Origin of the sequence: Oligella ureolytica DSM 18253 (assembly GCF_000373745.1) — a bacterium.
Lineage (GTDB): Bacteria > Pseudomonadota > Gammaproteobacteria > Burkholderiales > Burkholderiaceae_B > Oligella > Oligella ureolytica.
This window is the reverse complement of sequence record NZ_KB892313.1, coordinates 1-20,664: the sequence shown is the minus strand read 5'-3', so window position 1 is coordinate 20,664 and position 20,664 is coordinate 1. Positions and strand designations below refer to the sequence as shown.

Here is a 20,664-nt window from a genome sequence, read left to right as displayed (position 1 = left end):
CTTAACCTCCGGTCACCGGCGGTAAGAGAGCAACAACGGCGTCAGAGGGTATTTGCTCAGAATGATCATGAATAATTTCACTATTAATGGCTACTTTATATACATTAGCAGCGGAGAGGGTGGACTGCCAGGGCTCACCACGCTGCCTCAAATGGACTAAAAGCTCATCAACCGTACCGCCTTGCCATTCAATTTGCTCAGTAGAGCAATTTAATTCCTCACGCAGCTTAGCCATATAATTAATAGTTAACATATTTTCTCTTATTTAAATTTAAAAAAGTGTAATTACTCAGTTCTTCCATAAAGATGCTTTCTAGCTTCCTCTGTGACCGGTTTACCCTGATCAGGATTGTATTGTGCAATCAGTGCATAAGCCGCTTTTGTGGCCGGACGCTCGTCAATACGCTTGATCCAGGCTTGAACATGAGGGTAATCATCTAAATTGATGTTTTGTCTATCGGCATACAGAGCCCATGGGTAACAAGCCATATCAGCGATTGTATAGTCATCACCGATGATAAAGTGTTTGCCCGCTAATTGATCATTTAACACACGATATAAGCGACGTGTTTCGTTTTCATAGCGCTCAATCGCATAAGGTATTTTCTCTGCAGCAAATCTATTAAAGTGATGATTTTGACCGAGCATAGGGCCAAAGCCACCCATCTGCCAATATAGCCACTGCAATGTCTCATAGCGTTTGGGAGCGGATTTTGCTAAAAACTTACCCGTCTTATCAGCAAGATATTCCAGAATGGCTCCGGATTCAAAAATAGAAATAGCGTCGCCACCGCCAATAGGATCATTGTCAACAATCGCAGGGATGCGATTATTAGGAGCGACCTTTAGGAACTCAGGATCAAATTGCTCACCTTTGCCGATATTAATAGGACGAATATTATACTTAAGATTGCTTTCCTCAAGAAATAAAGTCACTTTATGGCCATTAGGTGTGGTCCAGTAATAAAAATCTATCATTATTAAAACTCCTATCAATGATTAGGGTGCTAACCAGAATAGTTTATTGTAGCAAAAAGCCGGTTTTAATATGATATTCAATCTTGATGATTTACGCATAATGTATATTATGTAAAGTACGATATTAATAATTAAATATGATTTTTCCTTCTTTATTAAATCATCAGCCGTTCGACTCTTCTGCTACTTTAAGATGGTACGAACTCTTCCATTTGTCTGACGGTTAACACGACCATTTTTCAAATGAGATGTGCTCGTGTCATTGAGTACTAAGATATGCTCACTTGAACTTTCACCGGTTAATGGATTAAGTGATAAACCATTTTTGCGAATTTCATAATGTAAATGAGGCCCGGTAGACAAACCGGTATTGCCAGAGTAAGCCACGACATCACCCCGATTTACCCAATCACCGAGTGTGACGTTAAATCTATCTAAGTGTGCATACACCGTCCGATAAGTTGAATTGTGCTTAATCACTAGTAAGTTGCCATATCCGCCTTGCTTGCCGGCAAAGATAACCTTGCCGTGCTGAGCGGCTTTGACCTCTGTACCTACTGGTACCGCGTAATCAATCCCTGTATGCATACGCTGAACGTGAGTAATTGGATGTAAACGCCAACCATAATTAGAAGAAATGCGACCGCTGTCAACCGGTCTTTTGATAATATGTTCAAAACCAATGTCTTCTCTGAATTGTGCTGCACAGATACTTGAACGACAAGCCCCTGTGAAAGCCACATCATTATCCAGAACTGGTAAAGGGCCTAAATCGGCATCAACATCACTTGCTTCAGCCCACGAGTTATGGGCTGACAAGGTCAATAACAAAACAAGAAGAATTCTTAAAAGCTGAGCGTAGTTAAACATTAAGAAGGCGTTTTTTATGCACACATAGTCTTTAAGTATATTAAACTATGCCTACGATCGACAAGTAAAATCTTAGTTTCATGCAAGTTAAATCCTTAAAAATCATTAGCTTACTGATTGCCCCCCTGCTTTTGGCGGCCTGTGTTAAGCAAGAATACCCACTATCTGTTAAAAATGACCTGCTTTCCATGTGTATGGAAGGCATTATGTCCGGCCAAACACCGGTACTTGACAAGAAACACAAACAAGAAAATGTGTCAAAAAACTTGGAACTCTGCGAGTTTCGTTTGGCGAATTTTATAAAAGACGTAGATTACGAAGATTACCAACGCTATCAGCTAAACCTTTATCAGAGCTTCGAGAGAGCATTTCGTCAAAAGTACGTGTTAAGTGATGTCTACAATAACTTATCGGACAACGATCAAAAAGTATTTGCGAGTATTTCTAAAATCATGCTTGGCTTAGGAGAAAAAGATGAATAACCGATTCACTAAATTTATTACTACTGTCCTATTACTTTTTAACGCCCAAGCGTCTTTAGCACAAGAAGAAGCCGTAGCAACTTACAGTGATCAAGACATGCAAAAGGCTACCGTTATGTGCATGACAGCAGAGTATGTGCAATTTCATCAAGAATACCCGGCTGAAGATGATGTCATGACAATTTGTCAGGCGCGCTTTAAGCAATTAACACAAGAAGTCCCTTATGAGGAGTATCAGCACTGGGTTTTAGCCACCCCCTACAGTCCTTACCCTCCTGCTGAAACTGCAGCTATCCTCGAAAAATACAATCGCATCATGCTGGGGTTGGATTCGCAAATACCGTTTATTAATTAACCTTAGTTTTGGAAGTTTTAAATGAAATCAATTCTTGTCAAAAAAGCAATTAGCGCAACATTAATGCTTAGCAGTTTCGTTGCCTTCAGCGCCGCCCAAGCCCAAGATGCAAACGCTTGGCCAAATAAAGAGATTCGCTTAATCGTGCCCTTTGGTCCGGGCTCTACACCCGATCAGATCGCGCGTATCGTAGCGACTGAAGCTTCAAAAACACTCAATCAAAGCATCGTAGTGGATAATCGTCCCGGTGCCGGGGGTAATATAGGTACCGGCGCAATTGCAAGAGCCAAACCGGATGGCTATACCTTTGGTATCAGCATCAATGGGCCTTTGGTTTATAACCAGTTTTTATACAAAAATCTAAATTACGATCCTAATAAAGACCTTTACCCGCTTACTCTTGCCGTTACACAGCCTAATGTTATTGCTGTCTCAACTGCCAGTGGCATTGAAAGTTTGGAAGAGCTGGCTGAAGAAATCAAAAAGGACCGTAATGCACTAAACTACGCCACTCCGGGAACTGGTTCAGGCTCTCATCTGATACAAGCCCTTTTCCTACAAGCGATTGATGGTGAAGCGACAGCCATTCCTTATAGCTCATCACCACAAGCATTAAACTCATTAATTGCCGGCGATACACAATTTACCGCATTAGCACCAATAGCACTGGTACCTTTGGCTGAGGATGGTCGTTTGAAATTATTAGCACAAACGGGTGCTGAAAGAATCGAAGCCCTCGCTGATGTACCAACAATCAAAGAAACAGGCACAGCGGATATTGTGGGTGCGGCTTGGTCTGGTTTTGTTATTTCAAATAAAGTACCGCAAAACATCAAAAATCAACTACAAAAAGCCTTGTATGATGCACTTAATGAACCTTCTGTTATTAAGGCATTAAGAGCTCAATACATGGAGCCAACGCCATCCACACCTGAAGAGTTTAAAGCCTATATGCAAGAAGAAACTCATCGTTGGAAACCATTAATCGAAAGCTTGTCGCTCGAGATGTAAAGGCCTCACATAACTCTGGCTAAAAGCTGGCAGTGAGTCCCCCGTCGATCGTTAAAATCTGACCATTAACATAGGATGCAGCCTCAGACGCTAAAAAAACGGCTGCTCCTGCCAGCTCTTCCGGTTCTCCCCATCGCTTCATGGGCACGCGCGCCACATGCCTTGCTTTTTCTTCTTCCGTTGACATCATTGACAGGTTTTGTTCGGTCGCAAAAAAACCCGGCGCGATGCCATTGCTCGTAATGCCTAGGTGGGCATATTGCACAGCTAAACTTCTCACCATGCCCTCTAACCCCATTTTAGTGATCGGATACACTGTATCCCCTGCTCTAGCCAGGCGTCCGGCGATGGACGAAATAGTAATAATACGACCCCAGCCTTGCGCTGACATTAAAGAAATAGCCTGCTGTGAAAGATAGATCGCTGCACTTAAGTTTTGATGAACCATGAGCAAAATTTCATCTTGATTAAAATCATTTAGTGATTTTCTTATGCGCATTCCGATATTATTGATTAAAATATCAAGTGCGCCGTATTTGTTATTAATTTCTTTAATCGCACCGTCAATTGCTTCAAAATCTGCTAAATCTGCACATAGGTAGTCGACACTCAACCCCTCCTCTAAGGCTTGTTGCTTTAAACGAATTAAGGTGGATTTATTGCGGCCATTTAAAATAACATTAGCACCGCTTTTTGCAAAGGCCATTCCCATGGCTAGACCTAAGCCGCTGCTAGAACCTGAAATTAACGCGTTTTTACCATGGAGACTGAAGTTGTTTAAAAAAGGAAAGGCTATCTCTGCCATAGCTACTTACTCTCAACTATAATATTTTTCTTACGAGACAAACTTAAGTTTACATCTAAAAACCCAGTACAAAGCATGCCTCATGAAGTTAAACAAAAACAGTTCACAACATCTTCAAAAGTTATTGTTTGCAATCGCAAAAAAGCATAAAAAGGCGTTGCAGCAACTATTTGATTCCGAAGCTGAGTCCATGATGACTCTAGCTCGGCAATCGCTTATTCATGAGCAATCTGCTCAGCAAGTCCTATTAAAAACCTTTGTTATTATCTGGGAAAATGCGGATAGTTATACTGAGGATATTGGCTCTGCCCGAGGCTGGATTTACAGTGTTTTACGTCATCAAATTCGTGAGCATTACAGAGAAAACTATCAAACGCATGCCCTCGCCCTTGCTAAGGAGCCGGCATTTAAGCCGATAGGCATGCGAGAGGTGCAAGAAGAGTTAAATCCTGAAATTCAAACTGAAGAAACCTTTCATTATTATTTCGAACAACTCACCGAAGAGCAGCAAAGCTCGTTACTTACTGTTTATTTAAGCCCTGATTTGCAGGCAGTTACTGCTACGCGCATGGGCATTCCTTTAGGTCGTCTCAAAGAAGATCTAAGTATCGGTTTACATCATCTAGCTCGTTCACTACCACACTTACCCCGCCATGAAGAGGGTCTGTTGCTCGGTGAATTTGTATTAGGCGGCATGAGCGAAGGTGATTTGCGTCAGGTCGACGACATTATTGACAAGACAAAAGATAGTACTTATATTATTTTGTTATGGGAAGAGTTATTTACTGAGTTTATTGCTCAACTACAGCCATATTCCCTAGATTCAAGTGTTTGGAAGTCATTGAGCAGCAAGCTCAAAGCACTTCATCATCAACAAAAAGAGCAAGAGCGTAAGGAATACGACTCTGCTTATCACGATGGTCCCTCAGAAGCAGATCAAGCTCTTCAGCAAAAAGTAGCCACATTGACCAAAGACGGTAAAAAAATGCCTTTAGGTCTACGATTGCACTTTTTATGGCGATCAATTAAGTTTTGGCAATGCCTGGGCTTGGCATGTTTACTCTTTGCTTTGGCTGTTCTTTTTTGGCCTTCCTCGTCCAACTCATTACATTGGGTTGCCGTTTTATCCGATCGTTCTGCCAACCCTACGGTTGGATGGACTTTAAAAATCAACCAAAAAGGTCAAGCGTTGATTACACCCGCTTACCAACAAGTAGGCCAATCAAATGTCGATTTGCAGCTATGGAGCAGCAAAGACAAAGGGCGCACGATGCAGGCAGTTGCTATTTTGGATGCCACCAAGACCAATGCCTTTGAATTACAAAATTTAGGCGAGATTCAGCCAAATCAGATTTTTTACATCAGCCTAGAACCCAAAAACACGCCAAGTGCCAGCAAGCCACGCGGCAGCATACTTTTTCAGGGTCCAGTTGTTAGCTTAAATACAGAATAAAGGAAGTTTTTTACATGTTTTTAGTTTACATTACTCTACTTCCTTTTTTTGCTTCGCTTGTTGCTGCTTTGTTGCCAAGGAATACACGCAATCGCGAGTCTTTATTATCATTAGTGACAGCACTCGCCTGTTTTGCTCTAGTCCTTTCACAGACACAGCATATTTTAGGCGGTGGTGAAGCGCTCGTTGAGCATTACGCTTGGATCCCCTCTTTAGATCTGGCCTTTACCTTCCGTATGGATGGCCTATCTTATGTCTTTGCACTCATTGTCTCAGGCATGGGCGCATTAATTTCACTCTATGCTCGCTACTATCTTGATCCGGCTGATCCCAGAGCGCGATTTTATGCTTATTTTTTGATTTTTATGGGCTCCATGCTCGGCTTAGTTCTATCAGGAAACGTCATTCAAATGGTGGTTTTCTGGGAGCTGACAAGCATGGCTTCTTTTCTGTTGATTGCTTATTGGTACCATCGAGCCGATGCTCGTCGTGGTGCAAGGTTGTCATTAACCATCACCGCGACCGGTGGTTTTGCTCTCTTAGCTTCCGTTCTGATGATGGGCTACGTGGCCGGCAGCTATGATTTAGAGGTTATTTTACAATCCGGTAATTTAATCAAATACAGTCAATATTATCCGGTTATTCTTATTACCTTTGCGATTGGCTGTTTAACCAAGAGTGCACAGTTTCCTTTCCACTTTTGGTTGCCCAATGCCATGGCAGCGCCCACACCGGTGTCTGCTTACCTACATTCGGCGACCTTAGTCAAGGTCGGTATTTTTGCATTAACCCGCTTTTGGCCTATTTTGTCAGGCACTGATCTTTGGTTCTATGTGGTGGGTGGTGCCGGGATCATTACCTATGCCATGGGCGCCTATAACGCCTTATTTGAAAAAGACCTTAAAGGAATTTTAGCTTATTCAACCATTAGCCATTTAGGCATGATTTGTACCCTACTTGGCTTAAATAGTGCCTTAGCAGTGATTGTGGCTATTTTCCATGTGCTTAACCACGCAACCTTTAAGGCCTCTTTATTTATGGTTGCCGGTATTGTTGACCATGAAACGGGGACTCGCGATATCACTGTTTTAGGTGGGTTACGCAAATTCATGCCGATCACCACTATTTTAGCCATTGTTGCGACCGCAGCCATGGCTGGTGTACCGTTATTAAATGGTTTTATCTCCAAGGAGATGTTTTTCACAGAAACGCTATTTGTCGATACAGCGCCGATTAATCCCTACATACTGCCTGTCTTCGCGCTATTTGGCAGTATTTTTAGTGTCGCTTACTCTTATCGCATGATCGCAAGCGTATTTTTCGGTCAATCGACGATAGAAAACCTGCCCAAACAGCCTCATGAACCACCAAAACTGATGCTTGCACCTATCGCTATTTTAGTGAGTATTTGTGTGCTTGTCGGTCTCATGCCCCAATCGACTATCGGTGCATTTGTTGAAACTGCTACTGCGTCGGTGTTAGGTGAAAACCACGATGTTGAGTACAGCTTAGCGATTTGGCATGGCTTTAATTTACCACTGCTCATGAGTGTATTTGCACTAGTCGGTGGTGTGCTACTGGCCTTGATTATGAATCGTTCACTAAACGAACACACAGATATCACGCCATTTACACAGCGTTTAGATGGTCGTCGTCTGTATGATAGGCTGATGGATGCGGTTGATGCGTTTTCTTATCATGCCGTTCGATGGACATCTTCAGAACGCATGCAAGTTCAATTGCTGTGGGTTGTTCTTATTACCATCACCGTTGCCGCCTTACCATTAGTGGGACGCTATGATGCTCCAAAACCCACGTTGGCTGAGGTGAATTGGTACTTCTTGGCGCTCTGGATTGTGGGCTGCTTGGGCGCTGTGCTTGCAGCTCATCATGCTCAATATAATCGCTTCCGAGCAATTATCTTTTTAAGTGCAACCGGTATCGTCGTCGTGGCTACCTTTGTGTGGTTATCTGCCCCTGACTTGGCCTTGACTCAATTAGTCGTCGAAGTGGTGACTTGCGTCTTATTATTACTGGGTTTGCGCTGGCTGCCACAGCCTAAGAAGAGCACCAGTGAGTTAGACGAAGATCCTGTGCTGGCATTAAGACGTCGCCGTGACTTACTGATTGCCATCGTTGCCGGTTCAGGAATGACGCTATTAACCTATTTCTTAACGATGCGTCCAAAAAACACCAGCGATATTGGCAATGTGATTCTTTCCAAATCGCTACCCGAAGGCCATGGTACTAACGTAGTTAACGTCATCCTTGTTGATTTTCGTGGCTTTGATACCTTTGGTGAGATCACCGTTTTAGCCATTGTCGCGCTCGCTGTCTACGCCCTCTTACGACGATTCAGACCACCGCAAGAAATGCTTCAAGCCTTGGATCCGGCAAGCGATGAACTGACCACGGACCTTCGCCGTATTAAAGAAGACGGCAAGCTGCCAAAAGGCACTATGCTTGTGCCTAACGTTATCGCTCGTATGTTGATGCCTATTACCACCTTAATCGCTTTTTATTTCTTCTTCCGTGGTCACAACTTACCGGGTGGAGGTTTTGTGGGTGGCCTGATTTTTGCTACGGGTGTTCTAACTCAATTTATTGTTAGCGGTATGCTTTGGGTCGAAGATAAATCTAGAATTAGACCACAAAACTGGCTGGGTTTTGGTTTGGTTTTAGCCCTTTCTGCCGGCGTTTTACCCATGCTATTTGGTAAACCTTTCTTAACAGCCATGATTTGGGAACCCGCACTGCCTTTCTTCGGCAAAATACAGTTATCCTCTGTCTTAATCTTTGATTTAGGTGTGTTTTTAGTCGTTGTGGGCACGACAACTTATATGTTGGTCGCGTTAGCTCACCAATCGCTACGCTACTTCCGTAAAAATATTTATGGTGAAGCCGCTGCAGAGCATATCACTCCATCAGTCACAAGAAAATAACAAAGGGAACGTTTTAAAATGGAAATAGTTTTTGCCTTATCCATTGGTGTTCTTACCGGTTCCGGAGTATGGTTAATTTTACGCTCACGAACTTTTCAAGTGATTATGGGCTTATTACTTTTAAGTTATGCGGTGAATTTATTCATTTTTGGCGGTGGATTACTAAGTGTCGGTTTACCTCCGCTAATTGATCCTGATGTCGCGTTTAACAGCGAAGATTATGCAAATCCCGTCCCCCAAGCCTTGGTGTTGACAGCGATTGTGATTGGTTTTGCTACAACCGCCCTTTTCTTAGTCTTATTATTGGCTCAACGTGGTTTAACAAATACTGACCATGTCGATGGCTCGGAGGGCAAGGAATGAATGACTATGTAGGACACTTTCCTATTCTATTAATTATTATTCCGCTGTTTGCCGGTGCCTTAATCATACTTCTAAAAGAAAAAAGACGTGAATTAAACACTTTAATTTCTTTTGTTTCTGTACTGGCTCAATTGTTTATTTCTATTAACTTACTTATTTACACAAGCAGTTATTTAGAAGATGAACTCAGCAATAATATTGCGGTGTATCTATTAGGTAATTGGCAGTCGCCCATCGGTATTGTTTTAGTTGCCGATCAGCTGGCGACACTCATGCTTTGCCTGACAGGATTCTTAGGACTTGCGGCTTTAATCTATTCTACTGCCATGTGGAATCGAGTGGGGATCCATTTTTATTCCCTATTTCAGTTTATTTTAATGGGCCTTAATGGTGCTTTTTTAACGGGTGATTTGTTTAACCTATTCGTATTTTTTGAAGTCTTTTTAGCTGCCTCCTATGGTTTGCTATTACACGGCTCCGGCGAAAGACGAGTAAGCTCCAGCATGCTCTATGTCACCGTTAATATGTTGGGAGCATCGCTATTGTTAATCAGTATTTCGATGATTTACTCAATCACCGGGACACTAAACTTGGCTGAACTGGCTGCCAAGGCAGGTGCTTTAAAGGCAGAAGATAGGTTGTTGTTTGAAGCTGCGTGTTCAATCCTGGGCGTTGCCTTTTTGGTCAAAGCCGCCGCGTGGCCATTGAACTTCTGGTTACCAAATGCTTATTCAGCAGCCAGTGCTCCGGTTGCTGCCATGTTTGCCATCATGACAAAAGTGGGTGTTTACGCACTCCTAAGAGTTGGTTCGTTATTATTGCCATCCGGAGCTCCTGCAGCATTTGGTGGGGATTGGATGTTCTACATCGGTATTGCTACACTTATTTTTGGTATTTTAGGGGTCTTAACAGAAAAGAATTTAGGTCGCTTAGTCGGTTATAGCATTATATTATCTTCGGGGGTACTGCTATCTGCCTTGGGGATGCCGGGTGTTTCTATGACAGGGCCTACCTTATACTATTTAGTCAGTTCAGTCCTTGCCTCATCTGCGCTCTTTTTATTGGTCGAACTGATAAGCCGTGTTGATACTTATGAGAGCTCAGTACTTTCTGTGAGTATGGAAGCCTTTGGTTTAGCAGAGCATGAGGCTACAACAGATTATACCGAAGAGGTTTTCGGCATCAAGGTCCCCGGCGCATTTGCTTTTTTAGGGGTCTCATATATTGTTGCTGCACTTGTTCTAATTGGCTTACCACCACTATCAGGTTTCATAGGAAAAATCGGTTTGCTATCCAATGCACTCGAACTAAATAACTATGAATTATCTGGAATTCATACTTGGTTGTTATTAGGTTTTGTCATATTTTCAGGGTTAGCCGCCTTGATTTCTTATATGCGCGCAGGCGTTTTAAAGTTTTGGGCGCCAGACAAAGTGTCAATTCCTACCCTTAGCTTGAGAGAAGCCATTCCTATCGTACTACTTTTAAGCGCTTGTGTTTTGATAAGCATTTTTGCTAATTCAGTGATGGAATTAACCAATAATATAGCCCTTTCACTGGATGAGCCTTTTCACTACATTAACGCAGTTATGCAAAAGCAGCCAGTATAAGGAGGACATTGATATGAGAAGTTTATTCTTTTGGATTCCGATGACCTGCGGACTGTTTGTGGCATGGATTATGCTGACAGGCAGTTTATCCTTGGGGTCACTAGCTCTTGGTTTTATACTCTCGTTTGGCATTGTTCTTTTTTCAACTCGTCTTCGGCCTGATCGTGCCTATCCTCGTCGAATTCTGGCGATGATTAAGCTTTTCTTTATCGTACTAAAAGACGTGTATGCATCAAATCTTGACGTAATAAAACTAACACTTAAATCTAGGCCCGATAATCAACCAGTCGCCGACTTCGTTAATATTCCGCTTAACATCAGGGATCCTCATGCGATTGCTTTATTGGCCTGCATTATTAATTATGTGCCGGGGACTGTATGGAGCGGTCTTACTGAAAATGATTATATTTTACACTTACATGTATTTGGTTTAGAAAACGAAGCCGATTGGCATCGTACAGTACATGAACGCTATGAGCCTTTGTTAATGGAGATTTTTGAATAATGAGTCTGCTTGATATCGCCTGCTATTTTGCTATTATTTGTTTTTCTCTGAGCAATCTACTTACTTTGTATCGCGGAATCAAAGGACCCACAGCACAAGATCGCGCCTTAAGTGCTGACGTCACTTATGTTAATACCATGCTCTTGGTTTTTACGTTAGGTATTTTATTTCGTACCCCATGGTATTACGATATCGGTCTTTTAATTGGTCTTTTAGGTTTTGTAACGACCTTAGCGATGGCTAAATTTTTATTACGTGGAGAGGTAATTGAACCATGACAGTTGACATTCCATTATGGGTTGAGATTATCGCCAGCGTTTTAATTATCTTAAGTGGGGTGGTCACTTTAATCGGTAACTTTGGTCTTGTCACCCTAAAGTATTTTAGAAGGCGCATCCATGCTCCTACCTTAGGTAACAGCTTGGGTTTATGGTTTTTAATGTGTGCGTCTATACTGATTTCTTATGTGCTAGGTGATCGTCTGTTTTTTCACGAGATGCTGGTGGTAATTTTTATCTTCATGACCTCCCCTATTTCATGGACACTTCTCATGCGCTCCTATGTCTTGAGAGAGGCTCGTGATAATCATGAAGCGTGATGGTTGGATGAGCTTATTTAACGATAAATAAGCTCATTAAATTATTTGCCAAAATTTTCCGGCAAGCAATTCTCAATTGAGTTCGACAGAGCAATGATGGCCGGTTGACGCGTGTAACTTTTACGCCAGACTAACACAATCTCTCGAGACGGTGTCGGTGCTTCAATAGGGATATATTTAATTTTATCTTGGCGCTTACTATAACCACCAAAAACCAAGGCACTTTCAGGCAACAGAGTAATCCCAAGTCCGGAAGCCACCATATGACGAATCGTCTCCAGAGATGACCCTTCAAAGGAGCGTTGAATACCATCTATCGACGAGGCAAAGGGGGACATTTCCGGACACGCTTCAAGTACCTGGTCTCTAAAACAATGCCCATTACCTAATAACAACATTGTCTCATCTTTTAATTGCTCCGTTTTGATACTCTTTAGTGTTGCCCAACGATGGTCATGCGGTACTGCTAAGACAAATTTCTCTTCGTATAAACTGAGAAAATCCAGTCCACTATCAGGCACTGGCGATGCCATAATGGCGCAATCAATCTCACCTTGACGAAGCATTTCAACTAGGCGCTGAGTAAAGCTTTCTTGTAATACAAGTGGCATATTTGGATTTTCTTCCATATGCGTAGGCATTAAATAAGGCAATAAATAAGGTCCCACCGTATGAATGACACCGACTTTTAAGGGACCTGTCAGAGGGTCATGACCTTGTCGCGCAATTTCTTTAATTTCGGAACTGGCCTCAAGCACCTTTTGAGCTTGGTTAATAATTTGCATACCGATCGGTGTGATGCCAACTTCGCTGCCACCCCGTTCAAAAATCATCACCCCGAGCTCATCCTCTAGTTTTTTAATCGCGACAGACAAAGTGGGTTGGCTGACAAAGCAAGTTTCTGCTGCTCGACCAAAATGACGTTCACGTGCAACGGCAACAATATATCTTAATTCTGTTAATGTCATAAAATTTACCTTAATTTAATAAGCGGTTAAGAGCGCAAATAGTCTGCACCCATTCCAACCCAGCGTTTTTGATGTTTTAAAGCCATCTCTACATTATTTTTAATAAACTCCGGCGCAAAAGCTCTGGCCTCCTCAACAATAGCAACATCTTCGTCAAGGTCAATAAAACGTGTCAGCGCTGTCCCTGACTGTTTGATCCCTAAAAACTCGCCGGGACCACGCTGTTCTAAATCTCTTTGTGCTATTTCAAAGCCATCCGTTGTTTCATACATGGCTTTTAATCGTAGCTTAGCTAACTCAGACAAAGGCTGCTGATAAAGTAACAAACAAATCGCTTTATCATGACCTCTACCGACTCGACCACGTAATTGATGCAACTGAGCTAAGCCAAAACGTTCGGCATGTTCAATCACCATAATATTGGCATTTGGCACATCCACACCAACCTCAATAACTGTTGTGGCAACTAACAAATCAATGTTATGCGCTTTAAAATCGGCCATGATTTGATTTTTTTCATCACTTTTTAAACGTCCATGTACTAAAGCGACCCGTATACCTTCCAGTTCTACTTGCAGTCGTGCAAATGTTTCCTCTGCTGTTTGTAACTGCAGGGTTTCGCTTTCTTCTACCAAAGGACATACCCAATAGACCTGTTTGCCTTCTAAACAGGAATTTGCAACTAAAGTCAACAGCTCATCTCGGCGCCGATTATCAAGTAGTTTAGTTTCCACCTGCTGACGACCGGGCGGTAACTCATCAATCACTGAAACATCTAAATCAGATAAAAATGTCATTGCTAAGGTTCGAGGGATAGGCGTGGCACTCATATTTAGCTGGTGCGGATAAATTGTTGTATCAGCGTCTTGCTCCTCTATGACTAAACCCTTTTCACTGAGACTCAAACGCTGTCCTACGCCAAAGCGATGTTGTTCATCAACAATCACTAAACCTAACTGATCGAACACCACTTCTTTTTGTATTAAGGCTTGGGTACCAATAATGAATTTAGCTTGGCCACTGGCAATATTTTCATAAGCCTGTCGCTTTTCCTTGGCCTTGACACTGCCGCTTAACCAGCACACCGTTACTCCCGAACCTTCCAACCAGCTTACGATTTTTTGATAATGTTGCTCTGCTAAAATCTCGGTTGGTGCCATCAATGCCACCTGCAAACCTTGTTCAAGTGCAAAGGTCGCAGCAAGTGCCGCAACAATTGTTTTACCGCTACCTACATCGCCCTGAATCAGGCGATGCATAGGAAACTGCCTTTGCAGGTCGTGTTCAATTTCCTTTAATACACGCTGTTGAGCTGAGGTTAATTGAAAAGAAAAACGTTCTAACACCTGTTGGTATAGCGTATCGCTTTGTGTATTGAGCGAATGAGCTTTTAGAGAGCTGCGTTTTTCTCTGGCCACAAACATGGCAATTTGTTGTGCCAGCATCTCATCGAACTTTAGACGCTCCCAAGCAGGATGATTTTTAGATTGCAAAGACTCAATATCCGTTCCTAATGGTGGTCGATGAAGCAATTGAATGGCTTCATTAATCTCCATCAAATCAAAACGCTCACGTAATACAGGTGATAACGTGTCCTCTAATAGACAATTCTGCAGATGCTTTTGAATCTGCTTACTTAGTACTTCTTGGGTTAATCCTGACACCGTAGAATAAACCGGCACTAAGCTATCACCCAAAGGCTCTCCAGCTTTAAGTAGCTTGGGGTGAATCATTTCAAAGCCCCATTGGAAACCGCCACGAATCTCGCCACGAATTCTAAAAAGCCCCTTTTTCTCTAATGCTGCTTTTTGATTAGGATAAAAGTTTAACCAACGTAATTGAATAGAACCGCTTTGATCGCTGAATGTCGCTGTGAGCTGTCGACGCCCACGCATCACGACCTGTATATTAGAGATGGTGCCTTCGAGCTGAACCTTCATACCCGGAGCCAATTCAGAAATTTTATGGATCCGGCTATGGTCCTCGTAACGCAAAGGTATATGCAACACAAAATCCATTGGCCTTACCAAGCCAAGCGTATGCAGCTTTTTTTCAGTTGCTGTTAATGTCTTTTTGTTGCTTTCTGCCATAGAAATTAAAACTACTTAATCCACGTCAAAACTAGTCTCAACGCCAAAGGTGTCAAGACTGATTACTTAAGTTGTTTAAATTACTTATTCAAACCCAAAATGGCATCAATTTCGAATTGAGCGCCTTTTGGTAAGGCAGACACTTGAATAGTAGAGCGTGCCGGGTATGGTTCAGGAAATAACTCTTGCATCACACTATTGGCAATGCCGAAGTTGTTTAAATCAGTCAGGTAAAGACCTACACGTACGATATCCTCTAAACTACCACCCGCTGCTTCAATTACGGCTTTTAAGTTTGCCATGGATTGTCTTACCTGCTCTTCAAACTGGTCGGAAACCAGCTCTCCGCTAACCGGATCCAAGCCTAACTGGCCGGAAATAAAGACGGTCGCCGGCGCTGTACTAACGACAGCTTGTGAATATGGGCCAAGTGCTGCTGGTGCTTTATCAGTAAAGACGATTTGTTTAGTCATATTAATCCCTTAGTTTCTCGTATGGAGAGTTGATACTTAACTAATCAATATAGTTTTATTTAATAAAAACTATAGTTTGATTAGTTAAATTGTATCAGATTCAACTAAGGTAGTTGATGATATTCACCATAGGCAGCTTGACGTAAACTATGATCCATCAAGATAATTGCCAGCAAAGCTTCAGCGATAGGCGCCGCTCTGATACCAACACATGGATCATGACGACCAAGTGTTTGCACCATAATTTCTTCATTGACCGTATTGATTGATCGGCGCTCTACCCTAATACTTGAGGTCGGTTTAATCGCTAAAGAAACGGTGATATCTTGACCGCTCGAAATGCCGCCTAAAATGCCACCGGCATGATTACTCAAGAAACCGTCGAGTGTGATCTCATCACCATGCTCTGAACCACGCTGACTGACCGCTTCAAAACCAGCACCAATCGCGACCGCTTTGACAGCATTTAGCCCCATCATGGCGTGCGCAATATCGGCATCAAGCCGATCGTAAATGGGCTCTCCCAAACCATGCGGTACTTTTTGGGCAACGACTTCGATACGTGCACCAATCGAATCACCATCACGCCGTAACTGATCCATAAACTCCTCAAGCTGAGGGACGATATCGGAATTTGGCGCAAAGAATGGGTTATTGGACACTTCATCCCAACTTTGGAAAGGAATGGAGATCGGACCTAGCTGACTCATATACGCACGAATTTCAGTACCATAGCGTAAGGCTAGGCATTTCTTGGCAATCGCACCCGCAGCGACCGTCGGCGCAGTCAAGCGTGCAGATGAACGACCGCCACCACGAGGATCCCTAATGCCGTATTTGTGCCAATAACTATAATCGGCATGACCCGGTCTAAAGCGGTCCGTAATCGCCGCATAGTCTTTGCTGCGTTGGTCTTGATTACGGATCAGCAAAGCAATAGGCGTACCAGTTGTTTTGCCCTCGTAAACACCGGATAAAATCTCTACCTGATCAGGCTCTTGACGTTGCGTCACATGACGAGATGTGCCCGGACGGCGACGATCTAAATCATGCTGAATATCAGCTTCAGTCAGCTCCACTCCTGGAGGACACCCATCAATTACACACCCTATCGCCGGACCATGAGACTCACCAAAGTTTGTTACGGCAAATAGACGACCAAGAGTATTACCAGCCATTCGACTTCCTATGCGAAAATTTTAAAATCTATGTAGATGATTATTATACTTATCTAAATACGCTTCGCTATGAGGAGCAGCTTAATGCCATATTTTGTTTGTCAATAGGACTAGGTTCGGCATAGCGCTCCGCACCGTCATGCTCAATAAAGGGGTTTTGTAATATCTTAATTAGATAATCCAAAACCTCAGCAGACCCATTTTCTGCTGCATCAATCGCTTCTTGAGCCATGTAAGTACGTAAGGTATAGAGCGGATTGATAGCATTCATCATCGATTGCCGTTCGGTGGCACTTAAATCGTCTTGATCTCGACGGGCTTTATAACGTATCAACCAAGCCTTGGCCTCCTCCGGGTTCTTAAACAAATCCAACCACTGCTGTTCGTTGCTATCAATATCGGCTAGGCGACGAAAACTCAGCGTAAAATCAGATGATTGCTTAGCCATCAACATCCAAAAGTCGTTAAAAAGGTCATCATCTTCAGAGGTCAGTTCAATAAGTCCAAATTTTTTAGCATGGATTTCAAAAAAGCTATCGTAAAAATAATCAGCGTATTTGTCTAATACCGATCTTAATTCGTCCTCCTTGAGGCCTAATAAGGTAAAGCAATGCGCTAGTTGATGTAGATTCCACAAAGCAATATTGACTTGCTGACTAAAGGCATAACGACCCTGGTGGTCACTGTGATTGATTACCCAATGAGGATCGAAGTTCTCCATAAAACCGTAAGGGCCATAATCAATGGTCAGCCCTAAAATTGACATATTGTCAGTATTCATAACGCCATGCACAAAGCCGATGCTCTGCCAATGAGCCATTAAAACAGCGGTACGATGAATTACGATATCCAAGAAATCCAATACCTTGTCTTTAACATCGTCATGGGTCGCTTTTAATTCATCAGCAAAAAACCGATCGCACACGTAGTCCAATAGCTCTCGCAAAAGATCGGGTCGCTTATTAGCATACCAATGTTGAAACGAACCAAAGCGCACAAAACTTGGTGCCACTCGAGAGACAATAGCTGCTGTCTCAACACGCTCTCGACGGACACGGTCTTGTGACGTGCTAATACTTAGCGCTAAGGTGGTCGGAACACTAAGTCCATCCATGGCTGCGCTGGCTAAATACTCGCGAATACTGGAGCGTAGCACTGCCCTACCATCACCCATACGTGAATAAGGCGTCAGCCCGGCACCTTTTAATTGAATCTCCCAAGGCATGGCAGAAGAAGCTGATTCAATGGCACCGAGCAAATGGGCCCGGCCATCACCTAGTTGCCCCGCCCAAACACCAAATTGATGACCACTGTAAACGGCCGATAAAGTCACCCCACCAGGCAAATCCGCTTGTCCCGACATAATTTCTAAAAACTCGGGACTCTTCCACATACCAGGGCTAATCTCTAAAAGCTCAGCAACCCTAGGATTAACATGCAGTAATTTGACCTCATGCCTTAATCCCTGCATTTGTAGGCGAGTGTAAAACTCGGGAGAAAGTTCAGCAAATGAATTACTAACCTTGAGTGATTTCATCATAAGTTGCCCCTACTCTTTATTGGCCGGTCTTTTTACGTTGCTTAGCTACTTTCTTTGCGGGACGCAGGTACATGACTAATACATAAAAAACGATTAGCGACAACAAGGTTTCAAGCATCGCTAATTGGCGCGATATCACCGTTGGGTCGCTATACCAGCGCACCACCCCTTCCATAAAATAAAGTAACACCAACATCGAAGTCCATTGCATAGTATATAAGTTACCACGCCATAAGCCGTACAATGGAAATAACAGGGGGACGATTTTTAATACTAACCACGTGCCGCCCGGAATCACCGGTGCTAACACCCACTCCCAAAGTACACATAGGATAATGAGCAATACTGTGCAAACAAAAGCGATATAACGATAAAGAGGATTTAAAGGAACCGTAGTCATAGTTTAAAGATTGTCATATATCAACAAGCTATTGTATGCTATATTTTTTACAACGTAGTTATTCAGAAGAACAAACACCGCTAATCATCAAATTAATAAGTCAACATAGCATGGATAAAATGCAGCAGCCAACACCCGAAGATAGAATCTCAGCCAATAATATTTTTATTAAAAATCATAGAAGCTCATTAGGCGATTGGCGTTTTTATAAAAATGCGCTGATGTTTGCCATCTCAAGGCTAATCAATGAGGGATTGACTAGTAAAGCCGCTAGCCTTTCCTATACGTCAATTACATCGGCTGTGCCTTTATTAGCCGTTATTTTGTCATTATTTACTGCTTTTCCAATTTTCAATGACTTTAAACATTACTTAGATGAGTTTCTAACGGATAGTCTTTTTCCCGAAAGTATCTCCGATCAGGTCCTGACGTATTTGAACGTCTTTGCTGATGCCGCATCGGGACTTACTGCCATCGGCACGGTTTTTTTAGTTGTCACCTCAATTATGTTGATGATGACGGTAGAAGACGCACTTAACCAAATCTTTCAAATCAAAAAACCGCGCCCTTTACTCCAGCGCATTTTGATTTATTGGGCAACTTTATCCATTGGACCTTTTGCCTTAGCGCTTAGTCTCTGGGCGAGTGCCATGGTTTTACAAGAAACCGTCGGCTCAGGATTTTCTTTTTTAACAAGCTTTTTAAGTTTTATTGTACCGGTAATTTTTTCCGGTATTTTGATGAGTTTGCTTTATTTTGTTGTACCAAACCGTCGAGTTCGCTTTACAGATGCGATGGTTGGCGGCTTTTTTACAGCGATCATTTTTGAAATGATGCGTATGGGTTTCACTATATACCTAAGCTACTTTCCATCTTATACCCTAATTTATGGTGCATTTGCTATTTTTCCAATCTTCCTAATCTGGATCTATATCTCTTGGCTGCTAGTCTTACTAGGCGCTTATATTACTTCTCTCATGCCCCAAATTCGTCGCGGCGTCATTGCACATGACAATCTTTCTGGTTCTCGTTTATTGCTGGCTGCGCAAGTGTTAAGGGCCTTATATGTACAGAGAAAAGACCAGAAACCAAGCCTAACAGAAGCCAAGTTACTATCAATCATTCCCAGCGGTTATTTTAATCTTAATTTTGTCTTGGGAGCCTTGGCGGATCTAGGTTATATTATTCGTGGCGTCGATGGTAAAGAGCAGGTTTGGGCCTTGATTTGCGATGATGACCACTCATTTAAGCCATTAGTAGACTACTTTTTGTTTGATGGGCGCATGGATTTTGTCCTACATGATGAAAAAATCCACGACGCATTACAACGCTCATTCGACAATGAACAAGTTCCAATCAGTGCCATTTATTAGCTTAATAAGGGCGCTAACCAGCTTATCGTTTGAGCAGTGATTGCTAGCCACTGCTCAAGTCATGATGCTTGTGAGCTCATTAATTAATCGCTTTGAATGTACATATAGTGACGAGACCATGGCAGTTCTTGTGCGGAACGGCCCGCCTTGCGACATACAATCTGATAGATTGATGCATCATCGTGTTCAAAAGTATAGGCACATCCGGCTAAATACACCCGCCAGATACGGAATTTCTCTTCACCGACCATCTTGAGTATCTCGGCAGAATGCTTCTCAAAGTTTTGAGTCCAGATTTCCAATGTTCGGACATAATGACGGCGTAAGCTCTCAACATCAATAGCCTCCAGACCACCGCGCTGTGCGGCTTCTAATGCCAAGCTGAGACCTTTGCAATAACCCCTCAAACTTCCTAAAATATAGCTTGTTTTCTTGCATTCTTACTTTAGTCCTATGAGTAGTTTCTTTCAACAAACCGCCAAAGCCCGTATTGCCAAACACCTTGATCGTTTTCCGTTACTTAAGTTAGATCAAGTGATTGATTGGCGACCGATTGAATGCTACCTCAATTCACAAAAGCAGCGTCGATTGACGACTCAACAAGGTCGTCCGAGTTATCCCGTGCTCGCCATGTTTAAGGCAGTCCTATTGGGTCAATGGCATAGCCTCT

The 20,664-nt window shown here is 42.7% G+C and carries 22 protein-coding genes and 1 pseudogene; 12 read left to right on the top strand and 11 right to left on the bottom strand.

Features of this window, described 5'->3' with window-relative positions:
- Nucleotide 1: 1 nt before the first annotated feature.
- The 3 genes from B092_RS0108790 to B092_RS0108780 form a co-directional block, all read right to left on the bottom strand.
- Nucleotides 2-253, bottom strand: coding sequence for a MoaD/ThiS family protein (locus B092_RS0108790; RefSeq protein WP_018574869.1), 252 nt, complete (start codon nucleotides 251-253; stop codon nucleotides 2-4).
- A gap of 32 nt (nucleotides 254-285) precedes the next feature.
- On the bottom strand, nucleotides 286-978 hold the full coding sequence (locus tag B092_RS0108785) for a glutathione binding-like protein (protein WP_018574868.1): 693 nt from the start codon (nucleotides 976-978) through the stop codon (nucleotides 286-288).
- Nucleotides 979-1,161: 183 nt separating this feature from the next.
- Nucleotides 1,162-1,848, bottom strand: coding sequence for a M23 family metallopeptidase (locus tag B092_RS0108780; RefSeq protein ID WP_018574867.1), 687 nt, complete (start codon nucleotides 1,846-1,848; stop codon nucleotides 1,162-1,164).
- 80 nt (nucleotides 1,849-1,928) lie between these two features.
- Here B092_RS0108780 and B092_RS0108775 point away from each other — a divergent pair, with 80 nt between their 5' ends.
- From B092_RS0108775 to B092_RS0108765, 3 genes are read left to right on the top strand one after another with little or no spacing between them, the layout of a single operon-like run.
- Nucleotides 1,929-2,330, top strand: coding sequence for a hypothetical protein (locus B092_RS0108775; protein ID WP_018574866.1), 402 nt, complete (start codon nucleotides 1,929-1,931; stop codon nucleotides 2,328-2,330).
- The gene (locus B092_RS0108770) at nucleotides 2,323-2,685 is read left to right on the top strand and encodes a hypothetical protein (protein WP_018574865.1); all 363 of its coding nucleotides are present in this window, start codon (nucleotides 2,323-2,325) and stop codon (nucleotides 2,683-2,685) included. The genes B092_RS0108775 and B092_RS0108770 overlap by 8 nt, the downstream gene beginning before the upstream one ends.
- A 21-nt stretch (nucleotides 2,686-2,706) precedes the next feature.
- On the top strand, nucleotides 2,707-3,696 hold the full coding sequence (locus B092_RS0108765; protein ID WP_018574864.1) for a Bug family tripartite tricarboxylate transporter substrate binding protein: 990 nt from the start codon (nucleotides 2,707-2,709) through the stop codon (nucleotides 3,694-3,696).
- Nucleotides 3,697-3,715: 19 nt separating this feature from the next.
- On the opposite strand, the gene B092_RS0108760 is transcribed toward B092_RS0108765, so the two are convergent.
- Nucleotides 3,716-4,501 (bottom strand): SDR family oxidoreductase, encoded by a 786-nt coding sequence (locus B092_RS0108760; protein WP_018574863.1) that lies wholly within the window; start codon nucleotides 4,499-4,501, stop codon nucleotides 3,716-3,718.
- A gap of 82 nt (nucleotides 4,502-4,583) precedes the next feature.
- Between B092_RS0108760 and B092_RS0108755 the strand changes: the two genes are divergently transcribed.
- From B092_RS0108755 to B092_RS0108725, 7 genes are read left to right on the top strand one after another with little or no spacing between them, the layout of a single operon-like run.
- The gene (locus B092_RS0108755; protein ID WP_018574862.1) at nucleotides 4,584-5,954 is read left to right on the top strand and encodes a sigma factor; all 1,371 of its coding nucleotides are present in this window, start codon (nucleotides 4,584-4,586) and stop codon (nucleotides 5,952-5,954) included.
- A gap of 14 nt (nucleotides 5,955-5,968) precedes the next feature.
- On the top strand, nucleotides 5,969-8,896 hold the full coding sequence (locus B092_RS0108750) for a monovalent cation/H+ antiporter subunit A (protein ID WP_018574861.1): 2,928 nt from the start codon (nucleotides 5,969-5,971) through the stop codon (nucleotides 8,894-8,896).
- Between the two features lie 18 nt (nucleotides 8,897-8,914).
- A complete protein-coding gene (locus B092_RS0108745; protein ID WP_018574860.1) occupies nucleotides 8,915-9,259 on the top strand; it encodes a Na+/H+ antiporter subunit C in 345 nt (114 codons plus the stop codon).
- Nucleotides 9,256-10,869 carry a monovalent cation/H+ antiporter subunit D gene (locus tag B092_RS0108740; RefSeq protein WP_018574859.1) on the top strand — a complete coding sequence of 538 codons (1,614 nt, stop codon included), beginning with the start codon at nucleotides 9,256-9,258 and terminating at the stop codon, nucleotides 10,867-10,869. The genes B092_RS0108745 and B092_RS0108740 overlap by 4 nt, the downstream gene beginning before the upstream one ends.
- A 13-nt stretch (nucleotides 10,870-10,882) precedes the next feature.
- A complete protein-coding gene (locus tag B092_RS0108735; protein WP_018574858.1) occupies nucleotides 10,883-11,374 on the top strand; it encodes a Na+/H+ antiporter subunit E in 492 nt (163 codons plus the stop codon).
- Nucleotides 11,374-11,652, top strand: coding sequence for a K+/H+ antiporter subunit F (locus B092_RS0108730; RefSeq protein WP_018574857.1), 279 nt, complete (start codon nucleotides 11,374-11,376; stop codon nucleotides 11,650-11,652). Before B092_RS0108735 ends, B092_RS0108730 begins: the two co-directional genes overlap by 1 nt.
- A complete protein-coding gene (locus tag B092_RS0108725; RefSeq protein WP_018574856.1) occupies nucleotides 11,649-11,972 on the top strand; it encodes a monovalent cation/H(+) antiporter subunit G in 324 nt (107 codons plus the stop codon). The genes B092_RS0108730 and B092_RS0108725 overlap by 4 nt, the downstream gene beginning before the upstream one ends.
- A gap of 41 nt (nucleotides 11,973-12,013) precedes the next feature.
- Here the strand turns inward: B092_RS0108725 and B092_RS0108720 are convergent, their stop codons facing one another.
- The 6 genes from B092_RS0108720 to B092_RS0108695 all read right to left on the bottom strand — a co-directional run bounded on the left by B092_RS0108720 (nucleotide 12,014) and on the right by B092_RS0108695 (nucleotide 18,621).
- The gene (locus tag B092_RS0108720) at nucleotides 12,014-12,940 is read right to left on the bottom strand and encodes a LysR substrate-binding domain-containing protein (protein ID WP_018574855.1); all 927 of its coding nucleotides are present in this window, start codon (nucleotides 12,938-12,940) and stop codon (nucleotides 12,014-12,016) included.
- 26 nt (nucleotides 12,941-12,966) lie between these two features.
- Nucleotides 12,967-15,030, bottom strand: a complete 2,064-nt coding sequence (gene recG, locus B092_RS0108715; protein WP_018574854.1) for an ATP-dependent DNA helicase RecG — start codon at nucleotides 15,028-15,030, stop codon at nucleotides 12,967-12,969.
- Nucleotides 15,031-15,110: 80 nt separating this feature from the next.
- The gene (locus B092_RS0108710; RefSeq protein ID WP_018574853.1) at nucleotides 15,111-15,503 is read right to left on the bottom strand and encodes a Rid family detoxifying hydrolase; all 393 of its coding nucleotides are present in this window, start codon (nucleotides 15,501-15,503) and stop codon (nucleotides 15,111-15,113) included.
- A gap of 104 nt (nucleotides 15,504-15,607) precedes the next feature.
- Nucleotides 15,608-16,681: a chorismate synthase gene (gene aroC, locus B092_RS0108705; protein ID WP_018574852.1), complete on the bottom strand. Its 1,074-nt coding sequence runs from the start codon at nucleotides 16,679-16,681 to the stop codon at nucleotides 15,608-15,610.
- Nucleotides 16,682-16,748: 67 nt separating this feature from the next.
- Nucleotides 16,749-18,221 carry a protein adenylyltransferase SelO gene (locus B092_RS0108700; protein ID WP_018574851.1) on the bottom strand — a complete coding sequence of 491 codons (1,473 nt, stop codon included), beginning with the start codon at nucleotides 18,219-18,221 and terminating at the stop codon, nucleotides 16,749-16,751.
- Nucleotides 18,222-18,237: 16 nt separating this feature from the next.
- Complete coding sequence (locus B092_RS0108695; RefSeq protein WP_018574850.1) at nucleotides 18,238-18,621, bottom strand: DUF2069 domain-containing protein; 384 nt, start codon at nucleotides 18,619-18,621, stop codon at nucleotides 18,238-18,240.
- 110 nt (nucleotides 18,622-18,731) lie between these two features.
- On the opposite strand from B092_RS0108695, the gene B092_RS0108690 reads away from it, so the two are divergent.
- A complete protein-coding gene (locus tag B092_RS0108690) occupies nucleotides 18,732-19,994 on the top strand; it encodes a YihY family inner membrane protein (protein ID WP_232244189.1) in 1,263 nt (420 codons plus the stop codon).
- Nucleotides 19,995-20,077: 83 nt separating this feature from the next.
- On the opposite strand, the pseudogene B092_RS0108685 reads toward B092_RS0108690, so the two are convergent.
- A pseudogene (locus tag B092_RS0108685) lies at nucleotides 20,078-20,380 on the bottom strand (class I SAM-dependent methyltransferase); the annotation flags it as partial.
- 67 nt (nucleotides 20,381-20,447) lie between these two features.
- On the opposite strand from B092_RS0108685, the gene B092_RS0108680 reads away from it, so the two are divergent.
- A partial coding sequence (locus B092_RS0108680) for a transposase (RefSeq protein WP_018573577.1) occupies nucleotides 20,448-20,664 on the top strand: 217 nt, incomplete at its 3' end.

What these genes read in the sequence shown, in the direction of transcription:
- B092_RS0108755 (WP_018574862.1), top strand. Translation starts at nt 4,584, where the DNA reads ATGAAGTTAAACAAAAACAGTTCACAACATCTTCAAAAGTTATTGTTT.
- B092_RS0108790 (WP_018574869.1), bottom strand. Translation starts at nt 253, where the DNA reads ATGTTAACTATTAATTATATGGCTAAGCTGCGTGAGGAATTAAATTGC.
- aroC (WP_018574852.1), bottom strand. Translation starts at nt 16,681, where the DNA reads ATGGCTGGTAATACTCTTGGTCGTCTATTTGCCGTAACAAACTTTGGT.
- B092_RS0108770 (WP_018574865.1), top strand. Translation starts at nt 2,323, where the DNA reads ATGAATAACCGATTCACTAAATTTATTACTACTGTCCTATTACTTTTT.
- B092_RS0108765 (WP_018574864.1), top strand. Translation starts at nt 2,707, where the DNA reads ATGAAATCAATTCTTGTCAAAAAAGCAATTAGCGCAACATTAATGCTT.
- B092_RS0108780 (WP_018574867.1), bottom strand. Translation starts at nt 1,848, where the DNA reads ATGTTTAACTACGCTCAGCTTTTAAGAATTCTTCTTGTTTTGTTATTG.
- B092_RS0108730 (WP_018574857.1), top strand. Translation starts at nt 11,374, where the DNA reads ATGAGTCTGCTTGATATCGCCTGCTATTTTGCTATTATTTGTTTTTCT.
- B092_RS0108725 (WP_018574856.1), top strand. Translation starts at nt 11,649, where the DNA reads ATGACAGTTGACATTCCATTATGGGTTGAGATTATCGCCAGCGTTTTA.
- B092_RS0108740 (WP_018574859.1), top strand. Translation starts at nt 9,256, where the DNA reads ATGAATGACTATGTAGGACACTTTCCTATTCTATTAATTATTATTCCG.
- B092_RS0108700 (WP_018574851.1), bottom strand. Translation starts at nt 18,221, where the DNA reads ATGATGAAATCACTCAAGGTTAGTAATTCATTTGCTGAACTTTCTCCC.
- B092_RS0108720 (WP_018574855.1), bottom strand. Translation starts at nt 12,940, where the DNA reads ATGACATTAACAGAATTAAGATATATTGTTGCCGTTGCACGTGAACGT.
- B092_RS0108760 (WP_018574863.1), bottom strand. Translation starts at nt 4,501, where the DNA reads ATGGCAGAGATAGCCTTTCCTTTTTTAAACAACTTCAGTCTCCATGGT.
- B092_RS0108775 (WP_018574866.1), top strand. Translation starts at nt 1,929, where the DNA reads ATGCAAGTTAAATCCTTAAAAATCATTAGCTTACTGATTGCCCCCCTG.
- B092_RS0108750 (WP_018574861.1), top strand. Translation starts at nt 5,969, where the DNA reads ATGTTTTTAGTTTACATTACTCTACTTCCTTTTTTTGCTTCGCTTGTT.
- B092_RS0108690 (WP_232244189.1), top strand. Translation starts at nt 18,732, where the DNA reads ATGGATAAAATGCAGCAGCCAACACCCGAAGATAGAATCTCAGCCAAT.
- B092_RS0108735 (WP_018574858.1), top strand. Translation starts at nt 10,883, where the DNA reads ATGAGAAGTTTATTCTTTTGGATTCCGATGACCTGCGGACTGTTTGTG.
- B092_RS0108695 (WP_018574850.1), bottom strand. Translation starts at nt 18,621, where the DNA reads ATGACTACGGTTCCTTTAAATCCTCTTTATCGTTATATCGCTTTTGTT.
- B092_RS0108785 (WP_018574868.1), bottom strand. Translation starts at nt 978, where the DNA reads ATGATAGATTTTTATTACTGGACCACACCTAATGGCCATAAAGTGACT.
- B092_RS0108745 (WP_018574860.1), top strand. Translation starts at nt 8,915, where the DNA reads ATGGAAATAGTTTTTGCCTTATCCATTGGTGTTCTTACCGGTTCCGGA.
- B092_RS0108710 (WP_018574853.1), bottom strand. Translation starts at nt 15,503, where the DNA reads ATGACTAAACAAATCGTCTTTACTGATAAAGCACCAGCAGCACTTGGC.
- recG (WP_018574854.1), bottom strand. Translation starts at nt 15,030, where the DNA reads ATGGCAGAAAGCAACAAAAAGACATTAACAGCAACTGAAAAAAAGCTG.